This is a genomic window from Paenibacillus sp. FSL K6-1330, assembly GCF_037976825.1.
GTDB lineage: Bacteria > Bacillota > Bacilli > Paenibacillales > Paenibacillaceae > Paenibacillus_AQ.
This window is the reverse complement of sequence record NZ_CP150269.1, coordinates 5,835,029-5,859,175: the sequence shown is the minus strand read 5'-3', so window position 1 is coordinate 5,859,175 and position 24,147 is coordinate 5,835,029. Positions and strand designations below refer to the sequence as shown.

25 protein-coding genes are annotated in these 24,147 nt (G+C 49.4%); 14 read left to right on the top strand and 11 right to left on the bottom strand.

Features of this window, described 5'->3' with window-relative positions; translation table 11 throughout:
- Nucleotides 1-11: 11 nt before the first annotated feature.
- Entirely contained in the window at nucleotides 12-818 is an 807-nt protein-coding gene (locus tag NYE54_RS26660; protein WP_339267429.1) for a pyruvate, water dikinase regulatory protein, read from the top strand.
- 42 nt (nucleotides 819-860) lie between these two features.
- The gene (glpX, locus tag NYE54_RS26655) at nucleotides 861-1,838 is read left to right on the top strand and encodes a class II fructose-bisphosphatase (RefSeq protein ID WP_339267427.1); all 978 of its coding nucleotides are present in this window, start codon (nucleotides 861-863) and stop codon (nucleotides 1,836-1,838) included.
- 100 nt (nucleotides 1,839-1,938) lie between these two features.
- On the opposite strand, the gene NYE54_RS26650 is transcribed toward glpX, so the two are convergent.
- The gene (locus NYE54_RS26650) at nucleotides 1,939-2,442 is read right to left on the bottom strand and encodes a hypothetical protein (RefSeq protein ID WP_339267426.1); all 504 of its coding nucleotides are present in this window, start codon (nucleotides 2,440-2,442) and stop codon (nucleotides 1,939-1,941) included.
- Between the two features lie 241 nt (nucleotides 2,443-2,683).
- A complete protein-coding gene (locus NYE54_RS26645; RefSeq protein WP_339267425.1) occupies nucleotides 2,684-3,541 on the bottom strand; it encodes a DegV family protein in 858 nt (285 codons plus the stop codon).
- A 173-nt stretch (nucleotides 3,542-3,714) separates the two neighbouring features.
- Here NYE54_RS26645 and NYE54_RS26640 point away from each other — a divergent pair, with 173 nt between their 5' ends.
- On the top strand, nucleotides 3,715-4,605 hold the full coding sequence (locus tag NYE54_RS26640) for a hypothetical protein (protein WP_339267423.1): 891 nt from the start codon (nucleotides 3,715-3,717) through the stop codon (nucleotides 4,603-4,605).
- Nucleotides 4,606-4,687: 82 nt separating this feature from the next.
- Here the strand turns inward: NYE54_RS26640 and NYE54_RS26635 are convergent, their stop codons facing one another.
- Nucleotides 4,688-5,605: a J domain-containing protein gene (locus tag NYE54_RS26635; RefSeq protein WP_339267421.1), complete on the bottom strand. Its 918-nt coding sequence runs from the start codon at nucleotides 5,603-5,605 to the stop codon at nucleotides 4,688-4,690.
- A 268-nt stretch (nucleotides 5,606-5,873) separates the two neighbouring features.
- Between NYE54_RS26635 and NYE54_RS26630 the strand changes: the two genes are divergently transcribed.
- From NYE54_RS26630 to NYE54_RS26610, 5 genes are all read left to right on the top strand, one after another.
- Nucleotides 5,874-6,623: a DeoR/GlpR family DNA-binding transcription regulator gene (locus NYE54_RS26630; RefSeq protein ID WP_339267420.1), complete on the top strand. Its 750-nt coding sequence runs from the start codon at nucleotides 5,874-5,876 to the stop codon at nucleotides 6,621-6,623.
- Nucleotides 6,623-7,534 carry a 1-phosphofructokinase gene (gene pfkB, locus NYE54_RS26625; RefSeq protein ID WP_339267419.1) on the top strand — a complete coding sequence of 304 codons (912 nt, stop codon included), beginning with the start codon at nucleotides 6,623-6,625 and terminating at the stop codon, nucleotides 7,532-7,534. Before NYE54_RS26630 ends, pfkB begins: the two co-directional genes overlap by 1 nt.
- Nucleotides 7,535-7,617: 83 nt before the next feature.
- Nucleotides 7,618-9,582, top strand: coding sequence for a fructose-specific PTS transporter subunit EIIC (locus NYE54_RS26620; RefSeq protein WP_339267417.1), 1,965 nt, complete (start codon nucleotides 7,618-7,620; stop codon nucleotides 9,580-9,582).
- Between the two features lie 148 nt (nucleotides 9,583-9,730).
- Nucleotides 9,731-10,582, top strand: coding sequence for an MBL fold metallo-hydrolase (locus tag NYE54_RS26615; protein WP_339267416.1), 852 nt, complete (start codon nucleotides 9,731-9,733; stop codon nucleotides 10,580-10,582).
- Nucleotides 10,583-10,704: 122 nt separating this feature from the next.
- Nucleotides 10,705-11,310, top strand: a complete 606-nt coding sequence (locus NYE54_RS26610; protein WP_076324433.1) for a YitT family protein — start codon at nucleotides 10,705-10,707, stop codon at nucleotides 11,308-11,310.
- Between the two features lie 97 nt (nucleotides 11,311-11,407).
- Here NYE54_RS26610 and NYE54_RS26605 read toward each other — a convergent pair whose 3' ends face one another.
- The 3 genes from NYE54_RS26605 to NYE54_RS26595 form a co-directional block, all read right to left on the bottom strand.
- Entirely contained in the window at nucleotides 11,408-12,076 is a 669-nt protein-coding gene (locus NYE54_RS26605; protein ID WP_339267415.1) for a bifunctional 2-keto-4-hydroxyglutarate aldolase/2-keto-3-deoxy-6-phosphogluconate aldolase, read from the bottom strand.
- A 62-nt stretch (nucleotides 12,077-12,138) separates the two neighbouring features.
- On the bottom strand, nucleotides 12,139-13,101 hold the full coding sequence (locus tag NYE54_RS26600; protein ID WP_339267414.1) for a sugar kinase: 963 nt from the start codon (nucleotides 13,099-13,101) through the stop codon (nucleotides 12,139-12,141).
- A 157-nt stretch (nucleotides 13,102-13,258) separates the two neighbouring features.
- A complete protein-coding gene (locus NYE54_RS26595; protein WP_076324431.1) occupies nucleotides 13,259-13,465 on the bottom strand; it encodes a DUF1657 domain-containing protein in 207 nt (68 codons plus the stop codon).
- Nucleotides 13,466-13,626: 161 nt separating this feature from the next.
- Between NYE54_RS26595 and NYE54_RS26590 the strand changes: the two genes are divergently transcribed.
- Complete coding sequence (locus NYE54_RS26590) at nucleotides 13,627-14,487, top strand: DUF421 domain-containing protein (protein ID WP_339267411.1); 861 nt, start codon at nucleotides 13,627-13,629, stop codon at nucleotides 14,485-14,487.
- A 516-nt stretch (nucleotides 14,488-15,003) separates the two neighbouring features.
- On the opposite strand, the gene NYE54_RS26585 is transcribed toward NYE54_RS26590, so the two are convergent.
- The 5 genes from NYE54_RS26585 to NYE54_RS26565 form a co-directional block, all read right to left on the bottom strand.
- Nucleotides 15,004-16,107, bottom strand: a complete 1,104-nt coding sequence (locus NYE54_RS26585) for a GerAB/ArcD/ProY family transporter (RefSeq protein WP_339267409.1) — start codon at nucleotides 16,105-16,107, stop codon at nucleotides 15,004-15,006.
- Nucleotides 16,108-16,174: 67 nt separating this feature from the next.
- On the bottom strand, nucleotides 16,175-16,378 hold the full coding sequence (locus NYE54_RS26580) for a hypothetical protein (RefSeq protein WP_339267408.1): 204 nt from the start codon (nucleotides 16,376-16,378) through the stop codon (nucleotides 16,175-16,177).
- Nucleotides 16,379-16,390: 12 nt separating this feature from the next.
- Nucleotides 16,391-17,566 (bottom strand): Ger(x)C family spore germination protein, encoded by a 1,176-nt coding sequence (locus NYE54_RS26575; RefSeq protein WP_339267406.1) that lies wholly within the window; start codon nucleotides 17,564-17,566, stop codon nucleotides 16,391-16,393.
- On the bottom strand, nucleotides 17,566-19,026 hold the full coding sequence (locus tag NYE54_RS26570; protein ID WP_339267404.1) for a spore germination protein: 1,461 nt from the start codon (nucleotides 19,024-19,026) through the stop codon (nucleotides 17,566-17,568). The genes NYE54_RS26575 and NYE54_RS26570 overlap by 1 nt, the downstream gene beginning before the upstream one ends.
- A 205-nt stretch (nucleotides 19,027-19,231) precedes the next feature.
- Nucleotides 19,232-19,762, bottom strand: a complete 531-nt coding sequence (locus tag NYE54_RS26565) for a DUF2062 domain-containing protein (protein ID WP_339267402.1) — start codon at nucleotides 19,760-19,762, stop codon at nucleotides 19,232-19,234.
- 202 nt (nucleotides 19,763-19,964) lie between these two features.
- Between NYE54_RS26565 and NYE54_RS26560 the strand changes: the two genes are divergently transcribed.
- The 5 genes from NYE54_RS26560 to NYE54_RS26540 all read left to right on the top strand — a co-directional run bounded on the left by NYE54_RS26560 (nucleotide 19,965) and on the right by NYE54_RS26540 (nucleotide 24,081).
- Complete coding sequence (locus NYE54_RS26560; RefSeq protein WP_339267400.1) at nucleotides 19,965-20,321, top strand: PadR family transcriptional regulator; 357 nt, start codon at nucleotides 19,965-19,967, stop codon at nucleotides 20,319-20,321.
- The gene (locus NYE54_RS26555; RefSeq protein WP_339267398.1) at nucleotides 20,318-20,998 is read left to right on the top strand and encodes a permease prefix domain 1-containing protein; all 681 of its coding nucleotides are present in this window, start codon (nucleotides 20,318-20,320) and stop codon (nucleotides 20,996-20,998) included. Before NYE54_RS26560 ends, NYE54_RS26555 begins: the two co-directional genes overlap by 4 nt.
- Complete coding sequence (locus NYE54_RS26550; RefSeq protein ID WP_339267396.1) at nucleotides 20,995-21,567, top strand: DUF4825 domain-containing protein; 573 nt, start codon at nucleotides 20,995-20,997, stop codon at nucleotides 21,565-21,567. Before NYE54_RS26555 ends, NYE54_RS26550 begins: the two co-directional genes overlap by 4 nt.
- A gap of 44 nt (nucleotides 21,568-21,611) precedes the next feature.
- Nucleotides 21,612-22,928, top strand: coding sequence for an LLM class flavin-dependent oxidoreductase (locus tag NYE54_RS26545; RefSeq protein ID WP_339267394.1), 1,317 nt, complete (start codon nucleotides 21,612-21,614; stop codon nucleotides 22,926-22,928).
- A gap of 172 nt (nucleotides 22,929-23,100) precedes the next feature.
- Nucleotides 23,101-24,081, top strand: a complete 981-nt coding sequence (locus tag NYE54_RS26540) for an aldo/keto reductase (protein WP_339267393.1) — start codon at nucleotides 23,101-23,103, stop codon at nucleotides 24,079-24,081.
- Nucleotides 24,082-24,147 lie beyond the last annotated feature (66 nt).

Below are 24,147 nucleotides of genomic sequence, written 5' to 3'. Positions count from 1 at the left end.
GGAGGAATCGGATGAATCAGGCATTAACACATTTCATAGCAATCTGTTCGGACTCCATTGGGGAGACGGCTGAAGCGGTTGTGCAAGCTACGTTACGCCAGTTCGAGCTTCCGAATACAGAGATTAAACGTTATATGAACGTTCGCGACGAGGATGAATTGACCGAATTGATGGAGGAGGTGGCGCGGCGCGGAGGCTTTGTGGCTTACACGCTCGTGCAGCCGGAGCTTCGCGAGGTAATTCGGGAGGAAGCCGTGCGACTCAACATTCGTACGGTGGATATTATGGGGCCGATGATGCAGGCATTTGCCGATACGTTCAACGACTATCCCAAACGGCTGCCGGGGCTGCTGCATCGCTTGGACGACAGCTATTTCCGGAGGGTCGACGCGATGGAATTCGCTGTCCAATATGACGATGGCAAGGACGTTAGCGCCATTTTGAAGGCGGACATCATATTGCTGGGCGTATCCCGAATATCCAAGACGCCGCTATCGATGTTTCTCGCTCATAAAGGCTACAAAACGGTCAATTTCCCGATCGTACCGGAGATGTCGCCCCCTTCACAGCTTAGAGAAGTAACGGATGGCACGATTATCGGACTTACGATCGAACCGAAGCATCTGCTTAAAATCCGCAGCGAGCGCTTAAAGGTCATGGGATTGCCGCACCAGGTGCAATATGCATCCCTTGAGCGGATACAAGAAGAACTGGATTATGCGTTGTCGTTGTATGCGGAGCTCGGATGTCCCGTCATCGATGTTACTGACAAGGCGATTGAGGAAACCGCAGGACTGATTACGAATTATTTGAAATAAGCTGCATCGGTAATGAAAAAAGCTAAAAGGAGGGATTCATTCATGGAGAGTTCATTAGCATTGGAGCTTGTAAGAGTGACAGAGGAAGCGGCGCTGCAATCCGCCCGGTGGACAGGAAGAGGTGACAAGAACAGTGCTGATGAAGCCGCGACGGTTGCCATGCGCAAGCATTTTGATTCCGCAGCGATGGATGGGGTCGTTGTCATAGGAGAAGGTGAGATGGATGAAGCGCCCATGCTGTATATTGGAGAGCGCGTAGGGAACCGCAAAGGTCCGAAGATGGACGTAGCGGTGGATCCGCTCGAAGGAACGGAAACGGTGGCCAGCGGGCTGAACAACGCGTTGTCCGTGATTGCGGCAGCTCCCCGCGGAACCCTTCTGCATGCACCCGATATTTACATGCATAAGCTCGCGGTTGGACCCGAGCTTACGGGCAAGCTGAGTTTGAATGATCCGATTGAGGTAACCCTTCGAAAAGCATCGGAGATCTTATCAAAGCCGCTGTCGGAGATGACGGTATCCATTCTCGATCGTGAGCGACACAGCGCGATGATCAAGGCTTTGCGAGAGTCCGGGGTAAGGATTAAATTGTTGAGTCACGGAGATGTCATGGGAGCGATCGAGACCTGCACCGACAGTGAAGTCGATCTCTATGTGGGCTCCGGAGGGGCTCCGGAAGGCGTTCTCGCTGCCGCCGCTTTGAAATGCCTGGGCGGAGAAATTCAGGGACGGCTTATACCGGAGACACCGGAGGATTTTATTAGATGCCAGGACATGGGGCTGAAACATCCGGAGCAGCTGCTGACGATGGAGGATATGGTAGGGCGAGAAGGCGTATTATTCGTGGCTACCGGCGTGACAGCTGGCGATTTCCTGCGCGGCGTGAAGTATATGCCAGGTCAGCGGGCCGAAACGCATTCCGTCATGATGTACTCCGGCACGAGAACCGTCCGTTATATCCGCAGCGTTCATCATCTGTTTCACAGCAGTGAAACCTTAGCTGCTGCTGCCTCTTCTTGATGCTTACGCAGGGCATCCATAGCATAATAAAGGCACTCCGAAGGTTAACCAACCTTCGGAGTGCCTTTATGCGTTGTTAACAGTTTAGCGCAGCGGATGCTTAACCGTGTCTCTTCCGTCCGAGCATCAGCCAAGCTCCGCCAAGCACAAGCAGCACGGCGATGACAGGCTGCACGACGGACAGGTAATTCAGCACGGGTACGATTGAGAATACCACGAAGAACAGCAGCGACAATACGGTTAGAATGTTAATTGGGATGAGCAGCCACTTGTTACGCGATCCGAACCAGTAGAACTCGAACAGCCCTGCCGCAACAGCCAGAATAAAGCCGGGCCACATGGAACCCCACGAGTCAAACAAGGAAGCGATTTGGCTGACAATACCAGCTGTGAGCAGAATGCCGCCCGGTATCAACAGTCCGATACCCTGTCGTCCAACCAGCGAGAAGTACATCCAGTGAAAAAACAGGCCTAACGGGATCACGAACAAGGTAGGCCAGAATGTGGCGAAGATGGAACCGGCGCCTACCGATCCGCCTTGGTTTAAGAGCAAGTATGCGCCGAGCAGGATGAGCAGCGGTGCCAAGATTGTACGTTTTGTCATACAAACTTCGTTCCTTTCCTTTTGTAGATTGATTAATCCAAGAATACCATGTTATGGATGGGGATGTCCTCGGTCCTTCGGGGAATGTTTATCCTAGACTTTAGTCTAGGATGACATGTTTAGCCAATAGGCAGCCCGTTTAATAAGGCACTAAGTGCCCGATAGGCAGGCCTGACTACAGAAAAAACAGTCCTGCAGCAGAGCGTTATAAAGCAGGACTGTCTTTTTCGGATGATAAATATTATGAAGGCCTCTTGGTATACATGAGACCGACGGTTTGAGGACCGCAGTGGCTGCAAATGACGCAACCCGCCGTAGAAATGCTAACCTGCCGTGCGCCTGTTTTCTCCTGCAGCTGCTTCTGCAGGAAGCGGGCTTCCTCTTCGGCCATGGTATGTACAACAACAATCAGATCATTGTCCATTTTGTCCACTTGAGCCAGCGCATTTTGGATCATCTGCTCCAGTGCCTTCTCTTTTTTGCCGCGTACCTTGTAAGCGGGGATCATGCCGCCGTCCACGACTTTGATAACGGGGCGGATTTTCAGCAGGCTGCCGATGATGTTTTGCATGCCGGAACAGCGTCCGCCTTTATACAAGTAATCCAGCGTATCGACAACGAATTCGCACTCCACTTCATTTACCGTACGGCTTAATAGCTCCACAATTTGCGGTATGGATAAACCTTCATTGGCCGCGTGAACAGCCTTCATGACAAGCAGTCCGATGCCGGAGGAAAGATTGCGTGAATCAAACACGGCAACCCGGCCCTCGGGCAGCTCACCTGCGGCGATCAACGCATTTTGGTAGGTGGAAGAAAGCTCTGAAGAAATGCTGAGGAACAGGATATCCTCGCCTTGTTCAATGGAAGGCGTGAAGGCCGCAATGAAGTCAGACGGAGAAGGTGCCGCTGTTTTGGGCAGGCTGCCGATCTGGTCGACTTTGGCGTATAGCTGTTCCGGCGTAATGTCGACTCCGTCGCGCAAGGATTGTTCTCCGAATACGACGTAAAGCGGAACGATGCCGATATTATATTCTTCTATCCATGAAGGTGGTAAGTCGCAAGTACTGTCAGCAAAAATTCTAATTTTACCAGACATGAACATCTCCCTTTATCAACTAATTGAATCTTGTATTACTAGAATACCTTGTTTGATGGGAAAAGGGAATGCTCTTGTCGTTTTGGGGCGGGTACTGTGAGCATAAGCCAAAAAGGCGATGATTGTGCAACATATTCCATAAGTTTCCCGTTAATCATAATGGAGGTGGTTTTATGGCTAAGCGAAGGCATTTGAGCAAAATGATCGCATTAACGACCGCTGCAATGCTGCTGATGGCGATAACGGCATGCGGAGGTGAAGACCCAACTTCTCAGCCGCCGGCTAATCCGAATCCAATAGAGGATAATGTCAAGGAACCGGTTGAACCCGTCGAAGAGCCGAAGTACGAGATTAAGCAGGGAACTGGTACCTATGTAGGTCAAATTGATAACAATTCCGTTGAAATTGAAACAGCAGATGGCCCTACCGCGTTCCGTCTGGGCGCTGGTATGGACCAAGTGATATCCAAGCTTCAGGGAGATGAGTCCGTCTCGTATGAGTATTGGGAGCAGCCCATTGAGGGCGAAGAGGAATTGAAACAACTGATCCTCACCAAGCTGACGGTGGTAGAGGGAGGCGGGGGCACGGGTTCAGAGAACGCGCAGCTGCCAGCAACCCAGGATTTTGAACTTGAGCTGGAGGGCATGAAAGAGACCAAAACAGCTAAACTGGCCAAGGGTGATGGCTACGCGCTGTATATATTTGATATCTTTTCCTTTGATGCAAAGACCAACAAACTGACCATGAATGTGGATCCAGATTATTATGTCGAGATAACGAAGCTGCCTTCGGATTATAACGAGGATGAACTCAAGCGGGAAGCGGAGAAAGAGCTTGCCGAGGTGGGTAAAGTTCGTGAGGCTGGCGACAATGAGAAGCATAAGGGCATGGAGGAGGCGTCCGTGTACATGATAGGCGAAGGTGAGAGCCTGACCAAGATGTACATTGTGGATGAGATTGACGGTCAGGGGTATATTTTCCGCGTCAATAACCCTCACCGTGAACCTTCCGAAGGATTTGCCACGCATGCCTTTACATCCTTGAGCTCGATCGTTAATCAATAATGCGCATAAAAACAGCCTCGGCTGTTTGGCCATAAGGCTAAGCAGCGAGGCTGTTTTTGTTGTTCATATCGGATGGGAGCATCTATTGTTGCTTGGACGTCTCCAAATATTGCTTAATGAAGCGCAATGCATTTGCGTCACGTTCCGTGCCTTCACGAATGCCCGCAAACATTTCTTTCTTAAGGACAGGCAGTTCTTCGCCAAGCGGGCTGCCCATAATATCAACGGCATACACATGCTCCGAACCGTCTTCCTCATTTTTCCCCTTTATCAGCATCTCCGGCGTGAGCAGTTCCTTCAGTTCGCCTTCAACCTCCGCTTCGAGCGGACGTACCATCCCTTGATTGCCCACCCAATCAAAGGCAGTCTGATCCATAATGTACAGGTCCGGGCGCTCGGTGGACAGTACAAGCAGTGCCTTTTGCAGCATGGCTGCATCCTGCGGATTGTTGGAATCCAGAGGCGGTACATAGTTAATGTTAACGGTTACGCGTTTCCAATCGGGAAATTGCGCCAGAATTGCGTCTTCGATCGGTTTGAGGTCTTGTCCTCCATCCTGATTCATATAAGATCCGAGGAACATGACTTCCAGATCAACCGGGGGCAGATTGGCTAACCGTTCTTTCTCGGCCTGATGATTGAACATGCTGATCACGATATAAATGAGTACGCCGACTAGAGCAATACCGCCGAGCACATGAAATTTATAATAACGGAAGAAATGATCGGTTTTCTCCGCTGTCCCGGCAAACCTTTTATATTTGCCGTACCGTTTCTGATTCATCTCTTCCAAAGCTTTACGGTTCTTTTCTTCAAGGATGAATTTATAGGCCTTGGTGATTTCGGCAAACTCGGCTTCGAACTCCTCCGCCCGGTCCGGCTCCCGCCTTTGATGTGAGCGGGTTTGGCGCATGAGCAGCGTATACCGGTCGTCGAGCTGTTCCTTGGTTGCATCCTCCGGTAGACCCATTCGCTCATAGGCTTCTTTCAATTGGTCCATTCATGTCACCTCTTCTATACTGTGAGAGTTTCCTATTTACCAGTATATAGTGTAGAGGCTGCAGGTTACAAACGTTTATGTGATGTTTCGACACTTGCCGGCTTGATAATGGGTAAACTGTCATGAACAAGCAAAAAATGGCGAATGGAAATGATTCGATATGGTAAATGATTCTCGGATCACCTGAATGATTATGAATGTTTTTGAAAGTTTTAGATTGTTTTTCGAGATAGTTATGGTACTATATGCAATGAGGAGGGGATTCATTATGCTGACGGAAGAAAGATACCGAATCATTCTAGAGCGCTTGCAAGAACGCGGCGTCGTGAAGCTGCAGGAATTGGTTGAACTCCTTGAAGCTTCGGAATCAACAGTAAGGCGTGATTTGATCGATCTTGAAGAACGTCAATTATTAAAGCGCATTCATGGCGGAGCGGCTCTGCCGAGTCCTAAGATACAGGAACCTGGAATTGAGGAAAAAACGTTCAAAAACATTCAACAAAAAAATGGCGTTGCTCGTTTAGCGGCCGCACAGGTAGAGGATGGAGAAAGCATTTACCTCGATGCGGGAACGACCACGCTGGCGATGATACCGTTCATCGACGCGAAGGACGTCACGGTTGTTACAAACGGTTTATCCCACATTGAAGCGCTGGTAAGCAAGCGAATCAAAAGCTATCTACTGGGCGGCATGATGAAAATTCATACCAAAGCTGTCATCGGAAGCATTGCGCTGCAAAATATGGACAACTTCCGTTTTGACCGTTGCTTTTTGGGCACGAACGGTGTGGATGTAGAAATGGGCTACACCACGCCGGATCCGGAAGAAGCCTTGATTAAGCGGCGAGCCCACCAGCTGTCCGCCTCCAGTTATGTCCTTGCGGATTCCAGCAAAATAGGTGAGGTTTCCTTCGCTAAATTGCTGGATCTGAACGAAGCGACGCTAATTACAGAGCCCTTGCCGGCATCATGGAAGAAGGCCATTTCACAGAAAACCAAAATAATTGAGGGATCATGATGATATATACGGTAACACTGAATCCTTCCATTGATTACATCGTGGAAGTTGAGCATATCGAGCTTGGCGGATTGAACAGAATGAGCCGGGACATGAAGTTTCCGGGGGGGAAAGGAATTAATGTATCGCGGGTGCTGAACCAGCTTGGAGCTGATAATACGGCCATCGGTTTCCTGGGCGGATTCACCGGCTGTTATATAGACGAGATGCTGGGCAAGGAAGGAATTCGGACTGATTTCGTAAATATCGCGGACGATACTCGCATCAACGTCAAACTTAAGCATGGCGACGAGACCGAGATCAACGGCCTGGGTCCTATCATCCATGAGGAAGAGACAAGGGAGCTGCTTCATAAGCTGTCACAGCTTCAAGCAGGGGATATCGTTGTGTTGTCCGGCAGCGTTCCGCCTTCGCTGGGTCCTGACTTCTATGGCCGTCTTATCGAAGCGTGCCGGAAGAGCGGCGCCGAATTCGTGATGGACACCACCGGCGAGGCGCTGATGAAGGCTTTGGCTTGGAAGCCGCTCCTCGTGAAGCCGAATCATCACGAACTGGCCGAGTTATTCGGCGTTGTTATCGACTCAAGCGAGAAGCTTGTGGAGTATGGCCGAAAGCTGCTTGAGGAAGGAGCGCAGCATGTCCTTATCTCCATGGCAGGCGAAGGGGCGCTGTTTATCACGACTGATCGGGTATATCATGCCAATGTACCGTCAGGTACAGTCCGTAATTCTGTTGGGGCCGGCGATTCGATGATTGCCGGATTCGTCGGTACGCTTGCGATGGGCAAGGATCCGATCGAGGCATTCCGGACAGGGGTCGCCTCGGGAAGCGCGACGGCGTTCTCGGACGATTTGGCTGTGCGGGAAACGATTGATCGACTTCTTCCGCAGGTTAGGATCACGGAATGGTAAGCTGCTTTACTACGAATCCGGCGGTTATGACGCGGTTATGGCGTGGTAGTCATCACGATGATTTCAAGGGAGTGTGAACCAGCATGAAAATTACGGATTTAATGATACAAGAAACGATGATCATGGACCTGAAGGCGGTCACGAAGGAGGCAGCCATTGATGAATTGATCGCAAGCCTGGCAGCAAGCGGACGGATCAACGATCCGGTCTTGTTTAAAGAGATGATTCTGAAGCGTGAAGCCGAATCCAGTACGGGGATCGGGGGCGGCATCGCGATGCCGCACGCAAAGACGAAAGCGGTTAATGAACCAACCGTTGTGTTTGCCAAGAGCAGACAGGGCGTGGATTTTGAAGCGCTGGACGGAGAGGCGGCGTATGTGTTTTTTATGATCGCTGCTCCGGAAGGAGCCGGGAATACCCATCTCCGTACCCTTGCAGCGCTATCACGGCTGCTGATCGATGCGGAATTCATCGGTCAATTGATGAATACGAACACGCCCGGGGAAGTGACGGCTTTATTCGATTCGAAGCAGGCGGTAGAAGAAGCCGCCAAAGCGGAGAGGGAAGCGGCTAAAAAAAGGGAAGCTGCACAAAAGGAAGCCGAGAACAACCGTCAGGAGTCCGGCGGCGCTCCCGAATCTGACCAACGGAATGCTTCTGCCGGAACCTCGGAAGCTTTTGTTGTTGCCGTAACGGCGTGCCCAACCGGTATTGCCCATACATTTATGGCTGAAGATGCCCTGAAGAAGAAAGCCCAGGAAATGGGCGTCGAAATTCGGGTAGAGACCAATGGCTCGGAAGGTGCGCAAAACGTGTTGACGGAAGAGGAAATCCGCAGGGCTGCAGGCGTCATCATTGCGGCCGACAAAAACGTGGAAATGGTCCGTTTTAACGGAAAGCCCGTGCTCCAGCGACCTGTCAGCGACGGTATCCGCAAATCGGAGGAGCTGATTCGCAAGGCGATGAGCGGCGATGCGCCGATCTACCGGAGCGAAGGCGGCGGTGAGTCGCAGACGAAAGAGAAGGGCAGTATTGGCACTAAAGTGTATAAGGACCTGATGAATGGTATTTCGCAAATGCTGCCATTCGTCGTGGGAGGCGGCATTCTTCTGGCTGTCTCCTTCCTGATCGAGCAGCTTGCAGGTGAACATCATCCCCTCTTTCAGCTGCTGCAGACGATTGGCGGGGGAGACGGCGCCTTCCACTTCCTGATTCCGGTTCTGGCGGGATTCATTGCACTGAGTATAGGTGATCGTCCGGCATTGATGCCCGGCATGGTCGGAGGCCTGATGGCCCTCAATTCCAATTCGGGATTCCTAGGCGGACTTGCGGCAGGTTTCTTGGCGGGGTATGTGGTGATCCTGCTGCGCAAAGCATTTGCCGGACTGCCAAAAGCACTTGACGGCTTAAAGCCGATTCTGCTGTACCCGGTTGTCGGCCTCCTTGTCACCGGAACAATTATGTTCTACCTGTTTGATCCGTTCTTCAGCTGGATCAATCTCGGTCTGGTTGATATTCTGAACAATCTGGGTACCGGCAACGCCGTGATTCTCGGTCTTATTCTGGGTGGAATGATGTCAATTGATATGGGCGGTCCCTTTAATAAAGCGGCTTATGCATTTGCGATCGGCGTATTTACATCCAGCGGCAACACGAACGGTGCCATGATGGCTGCGGTTATGGCTGGCGGGATGGTTCCTCCGCTCGCCATTGCGCTGGCAACGACGTTCTTCAAGCATAAGTTTACGGAGCAGGAACGAAAGTCCGGCGTGACCAACTACGTGATGGGCCTTTCCTTCATAACGGAGGGCGCGATCCCGTTTGCCGCAGCCGATCCGTTGCGTGTGCTGACATCCTGTATCCTAGGCTCGGCGGTTGCCGGTGGGTTGACGCAGCTGTGGAGCATTAACGTCCCTGCTCCTCATGGGGGGATTTTTGTTGCCGCACTGGCGAATCATGCGCTTCTGTTCTTGCTGGCCGTCCTCATTGGCGCGGTAATATCAGGCATGCTGCTTGGTCTATGGAAGAAGCCGCTTGAACGTAATTAGGATTCATATAGATGAGACAAAACGAGTTTGAAGTGGGCATTTTTGCTTACTCTGGACTCGTTTTTTTCTTTGTGGGTTGGGCCATTTCTACAAATGACTGCATGTTATAATCTAGTCATGATAGAAAAAGGAAGGAGAGAGAAGAGAGATGATGGAACAGAACAGCAAGGGTCGAGGTCCCGAGTTGCTTATCGAAGAAATCAACCGGACGTCCACAGCCGAAGGGATGGCAGCGGTATGGTTTCTGGGGCAGGAGAGCGTTGTCCTTAAAGGCGGGGAGGTTGTCATTTACATCGACCCTTATATGTCAGAGGATCTGGAACGCAAGGCGGGATTTAAGCGTGCATTCCCTGCACCGCTGAAGCCGGAGCATATCACGAATGCGAACATGGTACTAATCACCCATGAGCATGACGATCATATGGATCTGGGAACGATTGCGGTCATAGCCAAACAGAATCCGGAGACAGCCTTTGTTGCACCAGCTTGCTGTCATGAAGCGATGAGAGAGGCTGGCGTCGCGCCGGAGCGCTTGTTCGCGGCGATGTGCGATCAATGGCAGCAGTTTGAGGGCTTCCGTCTGATGGCGATTCCGGCTGCCCATGAAACCTTGGATGAGCATGAACAGTTTGGACACCGATTTGTCGGATATCTGGTGGATATCCAGGGCGTGTTGATTTACCATGCAGGAGATACCGTCGTTTATCCTGGTCTGGTTGAAAGATTACAGGCGTATTCGATTGATATCGGGATGGTGCCGATCAACGGGGGAGATGCCTTCCGCCGGAATGATGGGATCGTTGGAAATATGGGCTTCCGGGAGGCCGCAGAGCTTGCCGCAGTATCGAGATTCGATCTGACCATTCCGATGCACTACGATATTTTCCCTTGGAATGGAGAGAAGCCAGGGTATTTTGTGGATTATTGTTATGAGAATTATCCATATATGAAGACCAAGGTGATGGCACGGACCGAGCGTTTAATTTATGTAAAAGATTAAAAGCGAAAAGCATCCGAATCGAACACGGTGGAATTTTTTTCAAATGCGGGACAGCAAGTTCGCAATTTTTCGAAATGACAAGCATATAAATAAGACATGCCCTTATAAATGGAGATGGGGAAATGGTGTCATTTCGAAAACATGTCATTATCGTGATCGGCAGTTTTCTGATCGCGATGGGGACCAATTTTTTTCTTGTCCCGCATAAAGTTTTGGACGGTGGAGTTATCGGCATTGCTCTGATTGCTAACTATGTGTTTGATCTACATATTGGATTCGTCATCATTTTGTGCAGCATTCCCATGTTTATCGCAGCCTGGATATTAAATCGCGAAATCTTTTACAATAGTCTGTCAGGCATGCTGATATCTTCATTTATCATCGATTTGCTTTCACCGCTGCAACCGGGTTTTTTGCGATTTTTTGCCCCGAATGTCATCCTAAGCGCGCCCCTGGGCGGGGCTTTGATCGGAGCCGGCCTTGGATTTATGCTTAGAAACAATGCAAGCACGGGCGGAACGGACCTGTTGGCGCATTTCCTGGCAAAATATTTGCCGTTAAATGTAGGCGTCATTATTTTGCTGATGGATGTCGTTATCATCGGTTTCGGAGGCATCCTGCTGTCGGGAAGCACCTTCATGTATTCCGTTTTGACAATAGTAGCAGGCGGGTTTACGACGGGAATGCTTACGCAGAAGCGTTGGTTCAAAAAGAGACGGATTAAATAAACAGACAAGCCTATCAAGTTGACTCTTGATAGGCTTGTCTGTTTATGAAAATAACAATATTTAGAAAAAAATGTATTGCAAAATCAGTACATCATTTTTATCTTTGGGCATGAGCTTCTTTAAACGCGTTGATATATGCGCGTGCCTTTTCTGTAATCAGACTGAAGTCTCCATTCTTTAGCGCGTCCTTGGTCAGATCCGATCCGATCCCGACCGCAAACGCGCCGGCCTTGATCCATTCATGCAGATTGTCCAAATTTACGCCCCCGGTTGGCATGATGTTGGCTTGCGGGAGCGGACCCTTAAGGGATGGAATGACGGATGGGGAGTACAAATTCCCCGGGAAGAGCTTAACGACATCGACGCCAAGTTCAAGAGCGGCGACGATATCATGAACGGTTACGGCACCCGGCATCACCGGGACGCGGTAACGATTGCTGAGGAGAATGGTATCGCGGTCGAAGCCGGGCGAGACCACAAATTCGGCGCCGGCAAGAATGGTGATTCTGGCTGTTTCGGCATCCAGAACCGTGCCTGCGCCGATAATGGCATAATTAGCCGCTTGCGGATTTTTGGAGGAATACATTTTGGCCAGCGTTGTAATGGCTTCGGTAGCAAACGGTACAGTCATGGTGACTTCGATTACCTTGATACCGCCTTCAATCGCACGTTTGGCAATCTCGACAACCTCTTCAGGGGAATCCCCGCGAAGGACAGCAACGACACCTGCATGATGAATTTGTTCGATTAGTCTTAGTTTTTTCATGTAAACACACTCCTTCTCGTCTATGAATGGATTAGAAAGATGGCTCGTTTAAAGAACAGGAGTTAACGTTCGATATGAGCAGCATTCCCGCGCCGCTGCTCTACTTCTTCCCATGTCGGAAGTGCTTCCCAATCACCGGGCGCTTGGATCACCAGTGAACCGGTTAAACCGCCCAGTGAAAGAGCTTCTTCGGGTGTCCAGCCTTTGGCAATACCAGCAAGGAAACCGGCACAGAAGCCGTCGCCTGCTCCCACGGTATCCACCACTTGATCCACCTGCTCAAAGGGAAGGGAATAGGTGTGGTTCTTGTGGACAATGACATTACTCCCATTGAAACTTTTGATAATTGACATTGCGGGAAGCTGTCGCAGACGATCCAGGATCACCTGCTCGTCCTCTGTTTCGAACAGCAGCTTGCATTCATCATAGCCTGGAAGAAAATAATCACAGACTTCCGCAAGCTCCAGCAGTACAGGACGTGCTTCCTCGATATTCCATAGCTTGAGCCTGAGGTTAGGGTCAAAGCTGATCAGGACGCCATGCGCTTTGCATACGGAAATGACATGCCGTATCGTCTCCAGGCAGCTGCTGCTTAAAGCTGCGGTGATGCCTGTAAAATGAAGGATGCGAGCATCGGCTATGTATTCGGAGTCTACATGGTCCGGCGTCATTTGGCTGGCGGCAGAGCCTTTGCGGTAGTAATAGACGGAAGATTGACCGCGAACATTCTGTCGCAGCATAAGACCGGTCGGTGCAACATCCGTTTGTCTGGCGGCGGAAATGTCGACACCTTCGCCTCGAAGCGTTTTCAAAATACCGGTTCCGATCGGATCGTTGCCGAGTTGACCGAACCATCCGCTGCTGCAGCCAAGCCTGGCTAATCCGATGGCGAGATTGCTTTCGGCACCACCGAAGGATTGTGCCATGCTTCCTCCTTGACCTATGCCACGTGTGCCTTCCGGATATAATAATCCCATCGACTCACCGAACGTGATGACATCGATAGAACGCGTACCATTCTTCATAGAATCTACCCCTTTGTATTCAGTCTCCGTTATTAACACTTTACCCTGATGGGGAAGATAACTCAATAATAAATAACACAATATAAAGTACCTCCTATCAGGGGAAGATAGGAGGTATGCATGGGCTTACACGCGATGGAGCTAACAAAAAAAATGGTTAGAAACCTTTATACTGAGGCTCTTCCTGTTCAAGCTGTTGAACCCGCTGGGCCACTTGGTCCACGACTTGCTGTGTTTGTGATGCTGCAGCTGTGAACAAATCCTTGGCATTTTGATCTTGCGTGGACAGTGCAAATTGCTCAAGGCTGGCCTGAGCGCTTTTTAAGGATGAGAGACATGTTTTGACATCGGATGCTACGGTCATTGGTTTTTATCACTCCTTTCATGCGTAATAATGTACGCATTTTGCAGAAGAACATGCATGGAGTATAGCCTGGGAAATAATGGTGTGATTTCTGGAAGGATATTTGACAATAATCTATAGAGTGATTATTAAGTCGAGACATCAAATGAGGAGGCTTTATTGTGGCCCAATGGTTGGAAATTGTACTTAGAACCTTATGTGCTGTGGTTGTGTTGTTTCTGATGACGAAAGTGCTGGGAAAGCGGCAGGTTTCGCAGCTTTCCTTTTTTGAATATTTAACGGGGATTACGATCGGCAGCTTGGCCGCCTATATCTCCTTGGATCTTGAGGCGAATTGGTATTTGGGATTAGTTGGGCTGGGCGTATGGGTAGCTTGTTCATTACTTATTGAATTCCTGCAAATCAAGAGCAAGAAGGCCAGGGACTTTATCGATTTTAAGGCGACCGTACTCATTAAAGATGGCAAGATATTAGAAGACAATTTAAAGAAAGAAAGACTGTCTACCGATGAGTTAATGGAGCAGTTGCGGAAAAAAGACGTGTTTCAGGTCGCTGACGTGGAATTTGCTATCATGGAGTCAAGCGGGGAGATTAATATTCTGCAGACACGTGAGAATCTGCCTTTAACCCCTAAAGATCTTGGTATCCAGGTAGCGCCGGAAAAAGTCGCACAGGTTGTGGTCATGGATGGTAAAGTCATGGATGAACCGCTGCGCGTCGCAGGCTTCAATCAGGGATGGCTGGTGGAAGAACTGGACAAGCAGGGCGCCAAGATCAAGGACGTATTTCTTGCCCAGGTTGATGCTTATGGACAACTAACCATCGATTTATATGATGATCAGATTCAGGTTCCCAAAAATGAGGAGCGGAAACTGCTCTATGCGAATTTAAAGAAATGTCAGGCGGACTTGGAGTTATTCAGCCTCAGCACAAAGAGTAAGAAGGCCAAGAAAATGTATGAAGAATGCTCCAAACAGATCGAGAAAATTATAGCGGAGGTAAAGCCAATCCTAAATACTTAATTCGGGCGCCGCCGAGTCATAATTCCGTGAAAATCAGAATAGGATATTTTTGTGTATTAAAAGGAGCCGGTTGCCGCCGACTCCTCACACAGCAGATCATCACCTGCAAGGTGGATATTTGCTTGCAACCAGACGTAAGAAATAGATTCATCTGTACAAGGGACGGGTCTATTTCTTATTATGGAAGGCAAGGATCGAGACGACCAGAGTGGCGAACGATATCATTAAAGCCAAAGCTTCATTCACGCCCATGCCTATCACCTCCTGCTGCCACCCTTGCCAGCTGGTCTACTGTACTATATAATATGCCAATTGCTTACAATAAAAGAACCTTTTTGTAGGAAGCGCTTACATAAAATGTTGATTTTTTGACGAGATCAAAAAGTATAAACTCCAGAGGCTTATCATACGTATCTCGGTACTAAAGGTGACATATAATCCGGAAAATGGGGAGAGCAGCAAATGCCGCTCTCCCCGTTTCTGTTTTTCAATAGGATATCGATACAGCTTCAGGTTTTAAGCAGGTTTATGATTAGTTTTAGGTTTGTGTTTGCGTTTGCGGAACAGGGAGGCAATCCAATAGAAAACAGGGATGAACTCTATAAGAATAAAGAACATCACCATCTCGAATGAATTGAAGTCCTGGAGAAAGCGGATTGGATTTTGCGAATATTGGTATGCAATCACGATAGCGGTTCCCCCAACGATGGAGATTAGTGGCCCATCCATTTGCTTCAGGTTAAACAATTTGGCAAGGCAACTTACACTTACGTGGATGAGAAAGGCGCTATGGAAAAACATCGAACTGCTCCATAATCCAATGATAAGTGGATCGGCATTGCCGAGGAACCCACTAGCTGCGCGCATTAATTCAACAAGTGGATATTGCATTTCCCGCCCTAGATAAGGGCCGAAATTCAGTAAAGCAGAAGCCCATTGGAGCAATATACCAATAGTCACCAAAATCCCTGCGGCAGCGAGGTTTCGAAACGATTTCCGATTAAATTGGATATAGGGAGCGAGAAAGAGGAAGATGATCCATTCGGCGAAGAAAGAAAGACAGAACAGGGCGTCCTTAACTGCAGACTCATAATTATGATGCCTGACCGTCGCAATCATCATATCGAAATGGGCTTCCTTGAAGAAAAACATGTTCATGGAGACGATCGCAATGACAATGACGAGGAAAAGCCCGTCTGAAATGTAAATCATCGTCTCCATGCCCCATCTGGCGGTAACCATAACGACCAAACCCACGATCAGGAGCACGAACCATTGAGGAGTTTCACGCATGTAATTGGTGTCGAAGAATAAAGTGAAGCTTTCGATATCCATCCCTATGTAATTGATCGACCAGAAGAAAACCAAAGCGACGATCGGAACGTGAATCCAGTTGCTGACTAGTTTACTGCCGAAATCGATCCAGGGTTTCTGAGGGTCCCACAGCGCGAGCTTTACGGTAAACCACAGGAAGATTAGACTCATCACATAGCCGCCGAGAATCGCGGCCCATCCTAAATAAGCGGAGTTCCACAATAAGGGACTGATCAGAAATCCAGTAGGTATGGCGTTAAGATAGACAAATCCGAAACGGAACAGCTGCCAGGGAGTATTGCGCATGTCGGTTCGTACATCCTTTCCGTTATAGATTATAGTCCTCTGTGAAGGTACAACGATAAATGTTTTGTTATATGTTGTTAAGCCAACCGAACAGCAGCATAATCAGTTGGTTGGGGGTCAGCCACTCGTGATAAAACAAGGCGAATAAATTCCAGACGGTAAACGCAAGGATCAGAAGGAGAACCGTCCATTTTTCACGAGGTGCTTTTGCCTTTTTCTTCGCGATATACCATTCCACCAAGGAATACACGAGGAACAGAAGAGCGAGCATGGGCAAACCTCCTTATTTCGGATTCATTTTGAGTATGGATCCGAAGTTTCGAATCTTGATGTCGGTAACAACCTGGATCTCAACTTCGTTTTTGTAATAATCGGGCCAGTTGGCATGAACTCTTTTCCAATGATCCGGATAGTTCCAATCCACCAGCATGCCAAGCTGCAGGATGTCTGCTCCTACTCGTTGCGAGGTATGAAGAGCCTTTGTTAAATGACCGGTGATTTGCTCATTGAGCTCACGCTCGATGAGCTCTTTCACCTGAAGGGTATCAAGCTGCTTGTGCTTTTGTTTGTATACGATATCGCCTGTTCCGTTTAGCTTTACCGTGAACACTGGATGACCCGAAACCATGCGAAGAGACTTCTTAGAGCTTGATGTGATGAGAAACACGCTTGCCTTCTTACCTTCATCCCATGAAACGGTATACATAGGACCTTTTACCTCGTTTACTGCCCAACTGACAGCAAGTGACTCCTTCATCGGGAGTGTAGCAACTAGTTTATGATGATGGAAAAGCGCCGTGCCTTGAATCCCTGTCCAAGGCTTCAGTTTCTCCTGATCGGCGACCATAGGCTTCATGCCTGTTGCCAAATAGGTCAAGGCATAGCCTTGGTTGGCCGATTCGGCATAGAGGCAATCCTTTAAGTTCGTTGTGATCATGTTGTGTTGGTCCGCAAAACGGGTGAGCACCTCCGAGGGCATCTGCTCAAAGACCGGCGTCAGCTCCGCGGCTTTTTTCGCATCTCCGGACGCAACCATTAAATAAGTACTGAGGATGGTTGTCGGTTCTCGCTGTAACCAGTCCGTAAGCTCCTCTAATCCCGCCTCCGCGTAGCTTTTGCCAACGACAACGACCTTGGCGTGACTGAAGTCCAAACGCCTGGAAAGATCCCGTTGAATCAGGTGCAAGGCTTCCTGCACAGTGCTGGAGGTCTTGGTTACCGTGGCATACGGTTCACCACCACCTTGCTTGCCTGCTTGGCTTCCAGATGTAAGCCGATTTGGAAGGGGGGCACTAATCGTAACTTCTACGGTGTCGTCTTGCTGACCTTTATCCACATACATGGCAAATACAAAGGTTTGCTGATTGATCTCAACCTTAGTCATCGTGAAACCGCAACCCGTCAACAGCGTAAGGGGAAGCACTATTTTGAACATGTTAAACAATTTGAGTAGAGGCATTATGGCTTTCTTCTCCTTAAATTGTTGGATGACGCATAGGTCTTAGGCCGCTTCTTCATCAGCATGGATGGCGCCCTCAGGAAGGTATCCTTCCATTCAGATATCACAAGCGGCGCAACGGGCTGCAGATAGGGCGTATTAAACGACTTCAGGGAAGCCATGTGGCCATACACAAGGAAGGCAGCAGCAAATACGCCGATAAGACCGAGTGTCCCTCCCAGAATGAGTATGGGGAAGCGCAGCAATCGGAACGCAAGCCCGAGCTCGAAGTGCGGAATGATATAAGAAGCGATGCCGGTTATGGACACTACGATGACCATCGGATTGGATACAACACCGGCTGCTACTGCTGCCTGCCCAATGACGATGGCGCCGATGATGGATATGGTCTGCCCGACAGGCTTGGGGATCCGGGTTCCGGCTTCCCGCAGGGCTTCGAAGGTAAGCTCCATGATCAGCGCTTCGGTTAAAGCGGTGAATGGGATGTTCTCACGTGATGCCGCAATCGTGATCAGCAGATCGGTGGGTATGATGGATGGCTGAAATGTGGTGATCGCTACATATAGCGAAGGCATCAGCAATGAAATGACGGCGAACACGAATCGGATTATCCGGATCCAGCTGGAAGAGAAGAAGCTGTGATAATAATCCTCGGACGACTGCAGCAGGGAAAATAGAGTGACAGGCACAATAAGAGCCGACGGTGTTCCATCCTGCATGATGCCGACTCTGCCTTCAAGCAGAGAAGCGGCTACGGAATCCGGTCGCTCGGTATATTGGAACTGTGGAAACGGGGATTTCACACCTTCCTTCATTTGCTCGGACAAGGTGCTGATCCCGAAGATGCCGTCAATGGATATGTTATTCAGCTTCCGGTCTACTTGAGCGACAATTTCGGGTTTGCATAAGCCGTCGACATACACCATATATACGGCGGTCTTGGAATAGTCACCAATCTGATAACGTACGGTTTTGAGATCCGTATGCTTGATTTTGTGCCGGAGCAGCGATAAATTGGTGCCAATGTCTTCGATAAAAGCTTCTTGCGGTCCATTCACCACCAGCTCATTCTGAGATTCCGAAACCGCCCGTTTCTGATACAAGGCGATGTCGAATAAATAAGCCTCTGCCAACTGCTCCACAACCACTACCGCTGTGCCTTCGACAATCATATTGGCAATATACTCCGCCGAGGAAGAACGATGAAAAGGAACCGATAGGATATCTCCACGATCCATACGGTCAATGAAGTCGTTAAAATTATGCTGAATCAACGCTGCTTCCTTAATCAGCGGTTTAACGATATGCTCGTGCAGGGTGCTGATATCCACAATGGATTCAATATAGATAACGGTACACGTCGATCCATGGATACGTAAGGATTGATAGATGACATCCTCGCAATTCGCAAGCCGCTCTTTAACAGGGACAAGCAGTACGTGCTGCGCCTTCGATTTCATTTTTGTTCTTCCCTCCTTTGCCGGTTCGTAGTAAAGGCTCATCCTCTTTAGAATGCCGTACTTTTAGCAACTTATACCGAATTTTCCAAAAGAAGCTGGCTTAGGGACTGAAAAGAAGTTGGGATGCGGCAGGGACAATGCAAACTTGATCTGAATACAAAAAAGCGTCTGGAAGGAGGTTCCAGGCGCTTTTTAATGTGAGTTTTCATTTGGACTTCGATTTTCTTCTTCGGATGGATTCTTTGATTTTGTGAAGCATAGGTCTGCGGTAAACGTAGAGTAAGATGCGCAGCAAAATATAGAGTATCAATGTAGACAGGATGCTGTTGATGAGAGCGCCGACAAAAAAGTTGACGCCCATATCGCCTAATCTGCCAAAATGATTTGTCTCAATTCGATAATCCGTCTCTGGGACAGGTGCCGAGAGGGCATCTTCGATTTCAAAGGTTTTGGGAAATGTGGTGAAAAGATGCACAAATACCCCGATTCTATAGTTTGTATAGAACAGGATCGGCCATAAGACGGTCCCTGCCGAAGCTGCAAGGAAGGCGGAGGGAATGCTCGCCCGAACCATGCGAGCGAGCAGCGGAGCCAGCAGCAGATCAATGCCAAAGGTTGGATACCAGCAAGGAAAGAAACCTACGGCAAAACCGAGCGCAATTCGATGATCACTATTTTGCATGCGGAGAGTCCGGATAATATAGTATTTCAGTCGTCGAATGTATTTATGAAGCAAAACCGTCTCCTCCTGCACGTACTAAATACAATAATGAAGCGATTCTAATTATTAATAGGAAGAACTTTCAAAAATTATATAGTAGTGCTTGTAAACCGTCAATCGACGAAGAAAGAAATATATGTGTGAGGTATTACTTTGACACGCATAGTAATATGCGTTATATTATACCCATTCCATTCCGTTAAGGAGGTCCGGGTATTTGATTGAATCCTTACATAACAGTGATTTGATACGTGGAAATATTGATACCTTTATTCTGCGCGTGTTATCGGACGGAGATAATTACGGCTATCAGATCATTAAAGAAATTTCGATACGAAGCGGGAATCGATTTGAGCTGAAGGAGCCTACATTGTATTCCAGTCTGAGAAGGTTAGAGAAGCAGGGATTAATCCGTTCCTATTGGGGAGAAGAAACCCAGGGTGGAAGGCGCAAATATTACAACCTCAGCCAGGAGGGGCAGAGGCGCTTGCTGCAAAATCAAGAGGAATGGAAGGCTGCACGCGAGATTATCGATGTTCTGATCGGGAACGGAAAGGAGCTGACAGAGCAATGACCAACAGGCATGACCTGGAGATCTTTGTGGACCGTCTATTTGCAAATCAACGCAAAACCAAAGAAGTGGTAGAGCTGAAGAATGAGGTTCTCAGCAATTTGGAGGCCCGAGTTACGGATTATATGGAGAACGGCATGGAATATCAATCGGCCATCAGCCTCGCTATTGATAACATCGAAGATATCGAGGCCCTCATTGACGATAATCAAAAAGTTTACAGCTATCGTTTCCGTTATGACCTTGTTCAGAGCGCGCTTATTTATTCCTTGCTGGCCTGGATCGTCACCATCCCGGCCCGATTTTTGCCAAGCGGTATAGGGGTGAACACCCTCCTGCTGTGCGTTGTTGTTTTCACCGGAGCGGTGTATCTTTCCATGTCACGGCATCTGAAACGGTATGAGAAGCAGACAGCTATTATCAACGCAGGCAAATTGGCCAAATGGAGTAAAGGGGCATGGTGGCTGTGGTCGATATTTATCGTAGTCGTATCCTTGTACACTTTCGTGATTCAGTACGGCAGTGATCTATGGTTTGGGCGAGCATTGCGAATCGATGGACCTTATTCGTTCTATGAGACCGTCATGCGATATGCCATCCCGATGACGTCGGTCATCATTCCGCTGCTTGTCCAAAAAGCTTGTAAATTAACCCTTCAACTTGAGGTGAATGAACCATGAGCAGAAAAAATTGGCTGATTGTTGCACTGCTGCTTATCGGCGTAGTGGGTATGGCTGCACTGGAGGGATTCATTAAGCCCAGGGCAAATGAACAGGCCATTCAATATGAAGCGGAGCAGAATGATCCGTTGACGCATGATATCCGGAATTCGTTAAGCTTCGCCAGCCCGTATATGGGGAATGCTGCGAACCTGATTAATTTGAATGCTTCGCTTCCCATGCGTGACATCGAACGCACATTTCAGTTATACCCGGAGGAATTGACGGCCGAGCTCCGGCTCCAGGCCAGGGCCGGTGATCTGCAAGAGGAGAAGCTGAAGCAGCTACTGGTTTATAATTCCACTGCGAATTTTGCCATGATTGATAATTTGGAGAAACTGATCTTCACCTTTGAAGACGAAACCTTCACCATCCGACGGGACGAGGTGGAGTCTTGGTATGGCGACCAGGTTACTCTTGCATCATTGCGGGATGCCGGTAAATGGGAGAAGGAGGTTCAATCCCGTCTTGATGATATGAAGTATGTCGGTGATTACGTAGAGAAACTGGTTGAGCGTAAGTTTCTGTAGAGATAAACAGCTTCAGTAGAGATAAAGGGAAGGGGAGTATAGAGATGGGTGCGGAGCGACGCCAATTAAGTCTGGGCGCTTTTCTAATGAATTACGGCCATCATATTGCCGCTTGGCGGCATCCCGGTTCGGCGGGGGTCGGAGCTGTGGATTACGATTTCTATAAGCGCTGCGCTCAAGCAGCCGAACGCGGGAAATTCGATATGGTGTTCCTTGCAGACAACAACTCGATACCGCTGATTAAGGATTTGCGGACGAATGTCAGCTTTCTTCAACCTGAAGCGTTGACCATGCTCAGCAGTCTGGCCGGTGTCACGGAGTATGTTGGATTAGCTGGCACGGCATCTACTACATTCAACGCGCCCTACGCATTGGCAAGGCGCCTGTCCACGCTGGATCATATCAGCGGCGGCAGAGCTGCATGGAATGTGGTGACCTCCACGAAGGATGCGGAGGCACGCAATTTCGGCTCGGCGGAATTAATGGAGCATGGGAAGCGGTATGAACGGGCGGAGGAGTTTCTACAGGTTGTGAAGGAATGTTGGGACAGCTGGGAGGACGATGCCCTTGTGTTGGACCGGCAGAGAGCTGTCTTTGCGGATACGACCCAGATTCATCGGGTTCATCATGAAGGAGAGTTTTTTAAGGTAGAGGGCCCGTTGAACATGCCTAGATCTCCACAAGGCAGGCCCGTTATCATTGAAGCGGGAACCTCGGAAGCGGGAAGAAGGCTGGCGGCCCAAACGGCCGATGTTGTGTTTACGGCCTGCGAGAGTAAAGAAGATGCGATAATGTATTACCGCGAGTTTAAGGAGTTGCTCAAGGAGTATGGACGGGAAGGGGAAGAGGTGAAGGTTCTGCCGGGCCTGCTGATCTTCCTTGGAGAGACCGAAGCCGAAGCTTTGGCGTATTATCGGACGTTCAGCGAGCTCATCTTGCCGGAAGCAGGGGTGAAATATGTATCGCAATTGCTGAATGCTGATTTGACAGGATATCCGGTAGACGGTCCGCTGCCTGATCTTCCGAGGGAAGGGAACAGCAGCCGAGCGATCATGATTATGGATATGGCTGCAAAATCGGGCAAAAGCATTCTGGAGCTCGGCCGGCATTACGCGGTATCTAGAGGTCATATGACGATGATCGGAACCCCGCAGCAGATTGCCGATCGGATCGAGGATTGGTTTCGAAGCGGGGCTTGCGACGGATTCAACATTATGGCCCCTTTGCTTCCGGGTGGTCTCGAGCAGTTTGTGGAGCGTGTAGTGCCGCTGCTTCAGCAGCGCGGCGTGTTTCGCGAGGACTATACAGGTAGAACGTTACGGGACCATCTCGGTCTCACCCGGCCGGAAATCCAACATTAAAAATAATTGACGACAAAATTAGACGATGCTATAATCCTACTTAACATATCGGAAATAATAGAATTGATGCACATTCTACCGGACAGCCGGAGATGCATCCTTGGATCAGCTTATGATCCGAGGTGTGTCTTCGGCTGTTTTTTTGTATGAATCTTACGAGGAGGCAGCAATCATGAAGTATAGAGCACTGGGTAGAACCGGAGTTCAAGTGTCGGAGGTGAGTCTGGGGACGATGGCTTTCGGGCGCTGGATTGATGAGAGGGCTTCGGCCGCCGTATTGGATCAGGCACTTGGGTCTGGCATCAATCTCATCGATACGGCTGACGTGTACGGTACCGGTATGGATAACGGGAACGTAAACCAGCTTGGGGAATCGGAAGAAATTCTAGGCAGGCTGCTGAAGGAGCGAAGACAAGATATTCTCCTAGCTACCAAGCTGCATAACCGGATCGGTCCCGGCATTAATGACCAAGGCCAAAGCCGCTATCATATCTACCGTGCGCTGGAGAATAGCCTTGCCCGGCTCCAAACGGATTATATCGATCTGTATCAAGTGCACCGGTTTGATGAGTGTACCCCGCTGGACGAGACGCTCGAGGCGCTTACGGATCTTGTACGTCAGGGCAAAGTCCGCTATATCGGCTGCTCGAACTATGCGGCTTGGCAGCTGGCCAAAGCTCATGGCATCAGTGCGCTCCACGGTCTGCGCAGGTTCGAGAGCGTACAGCCGGAATACAGTCTCATTACAAGGGATATCGAACGTGAATTAATTCCCTTTGCCCAGTCCGAGCAGGTTGGGGTTATCGTGTACAGCCCGCTCGGACGGGGCATATTGTCCGGGAAGTACCGGGCGGGCGAAGCTCCCCCATCGGACTCGCGCCTGGCTGCAGGCGAACAGAGATTGCAATTGCTGCTGAACCAGCGGCATGCGCTCTCCGTTGTGGAAGCGATCCGGCCACTGGCGGAGCATCGGGGATGGACGCTTCCGCAGTTCGCCCTGAACTGGGTGCTCAGTCGCCCAGGCATCACATCAGCTATTATCGGGGCATCCAAGCCCGAGCATATAGCGGATACATTGAAGTATTCGGATGAGCGGCTGACAGAGGAAGAACTGCAGGAAATCGACCGCTTATCAGAGGAAATTCGCGGATAAAGCAGATATATAACGAAACCATACGGCACGATGATTATCAACCAAAACCATTACAGATCAGGAAGG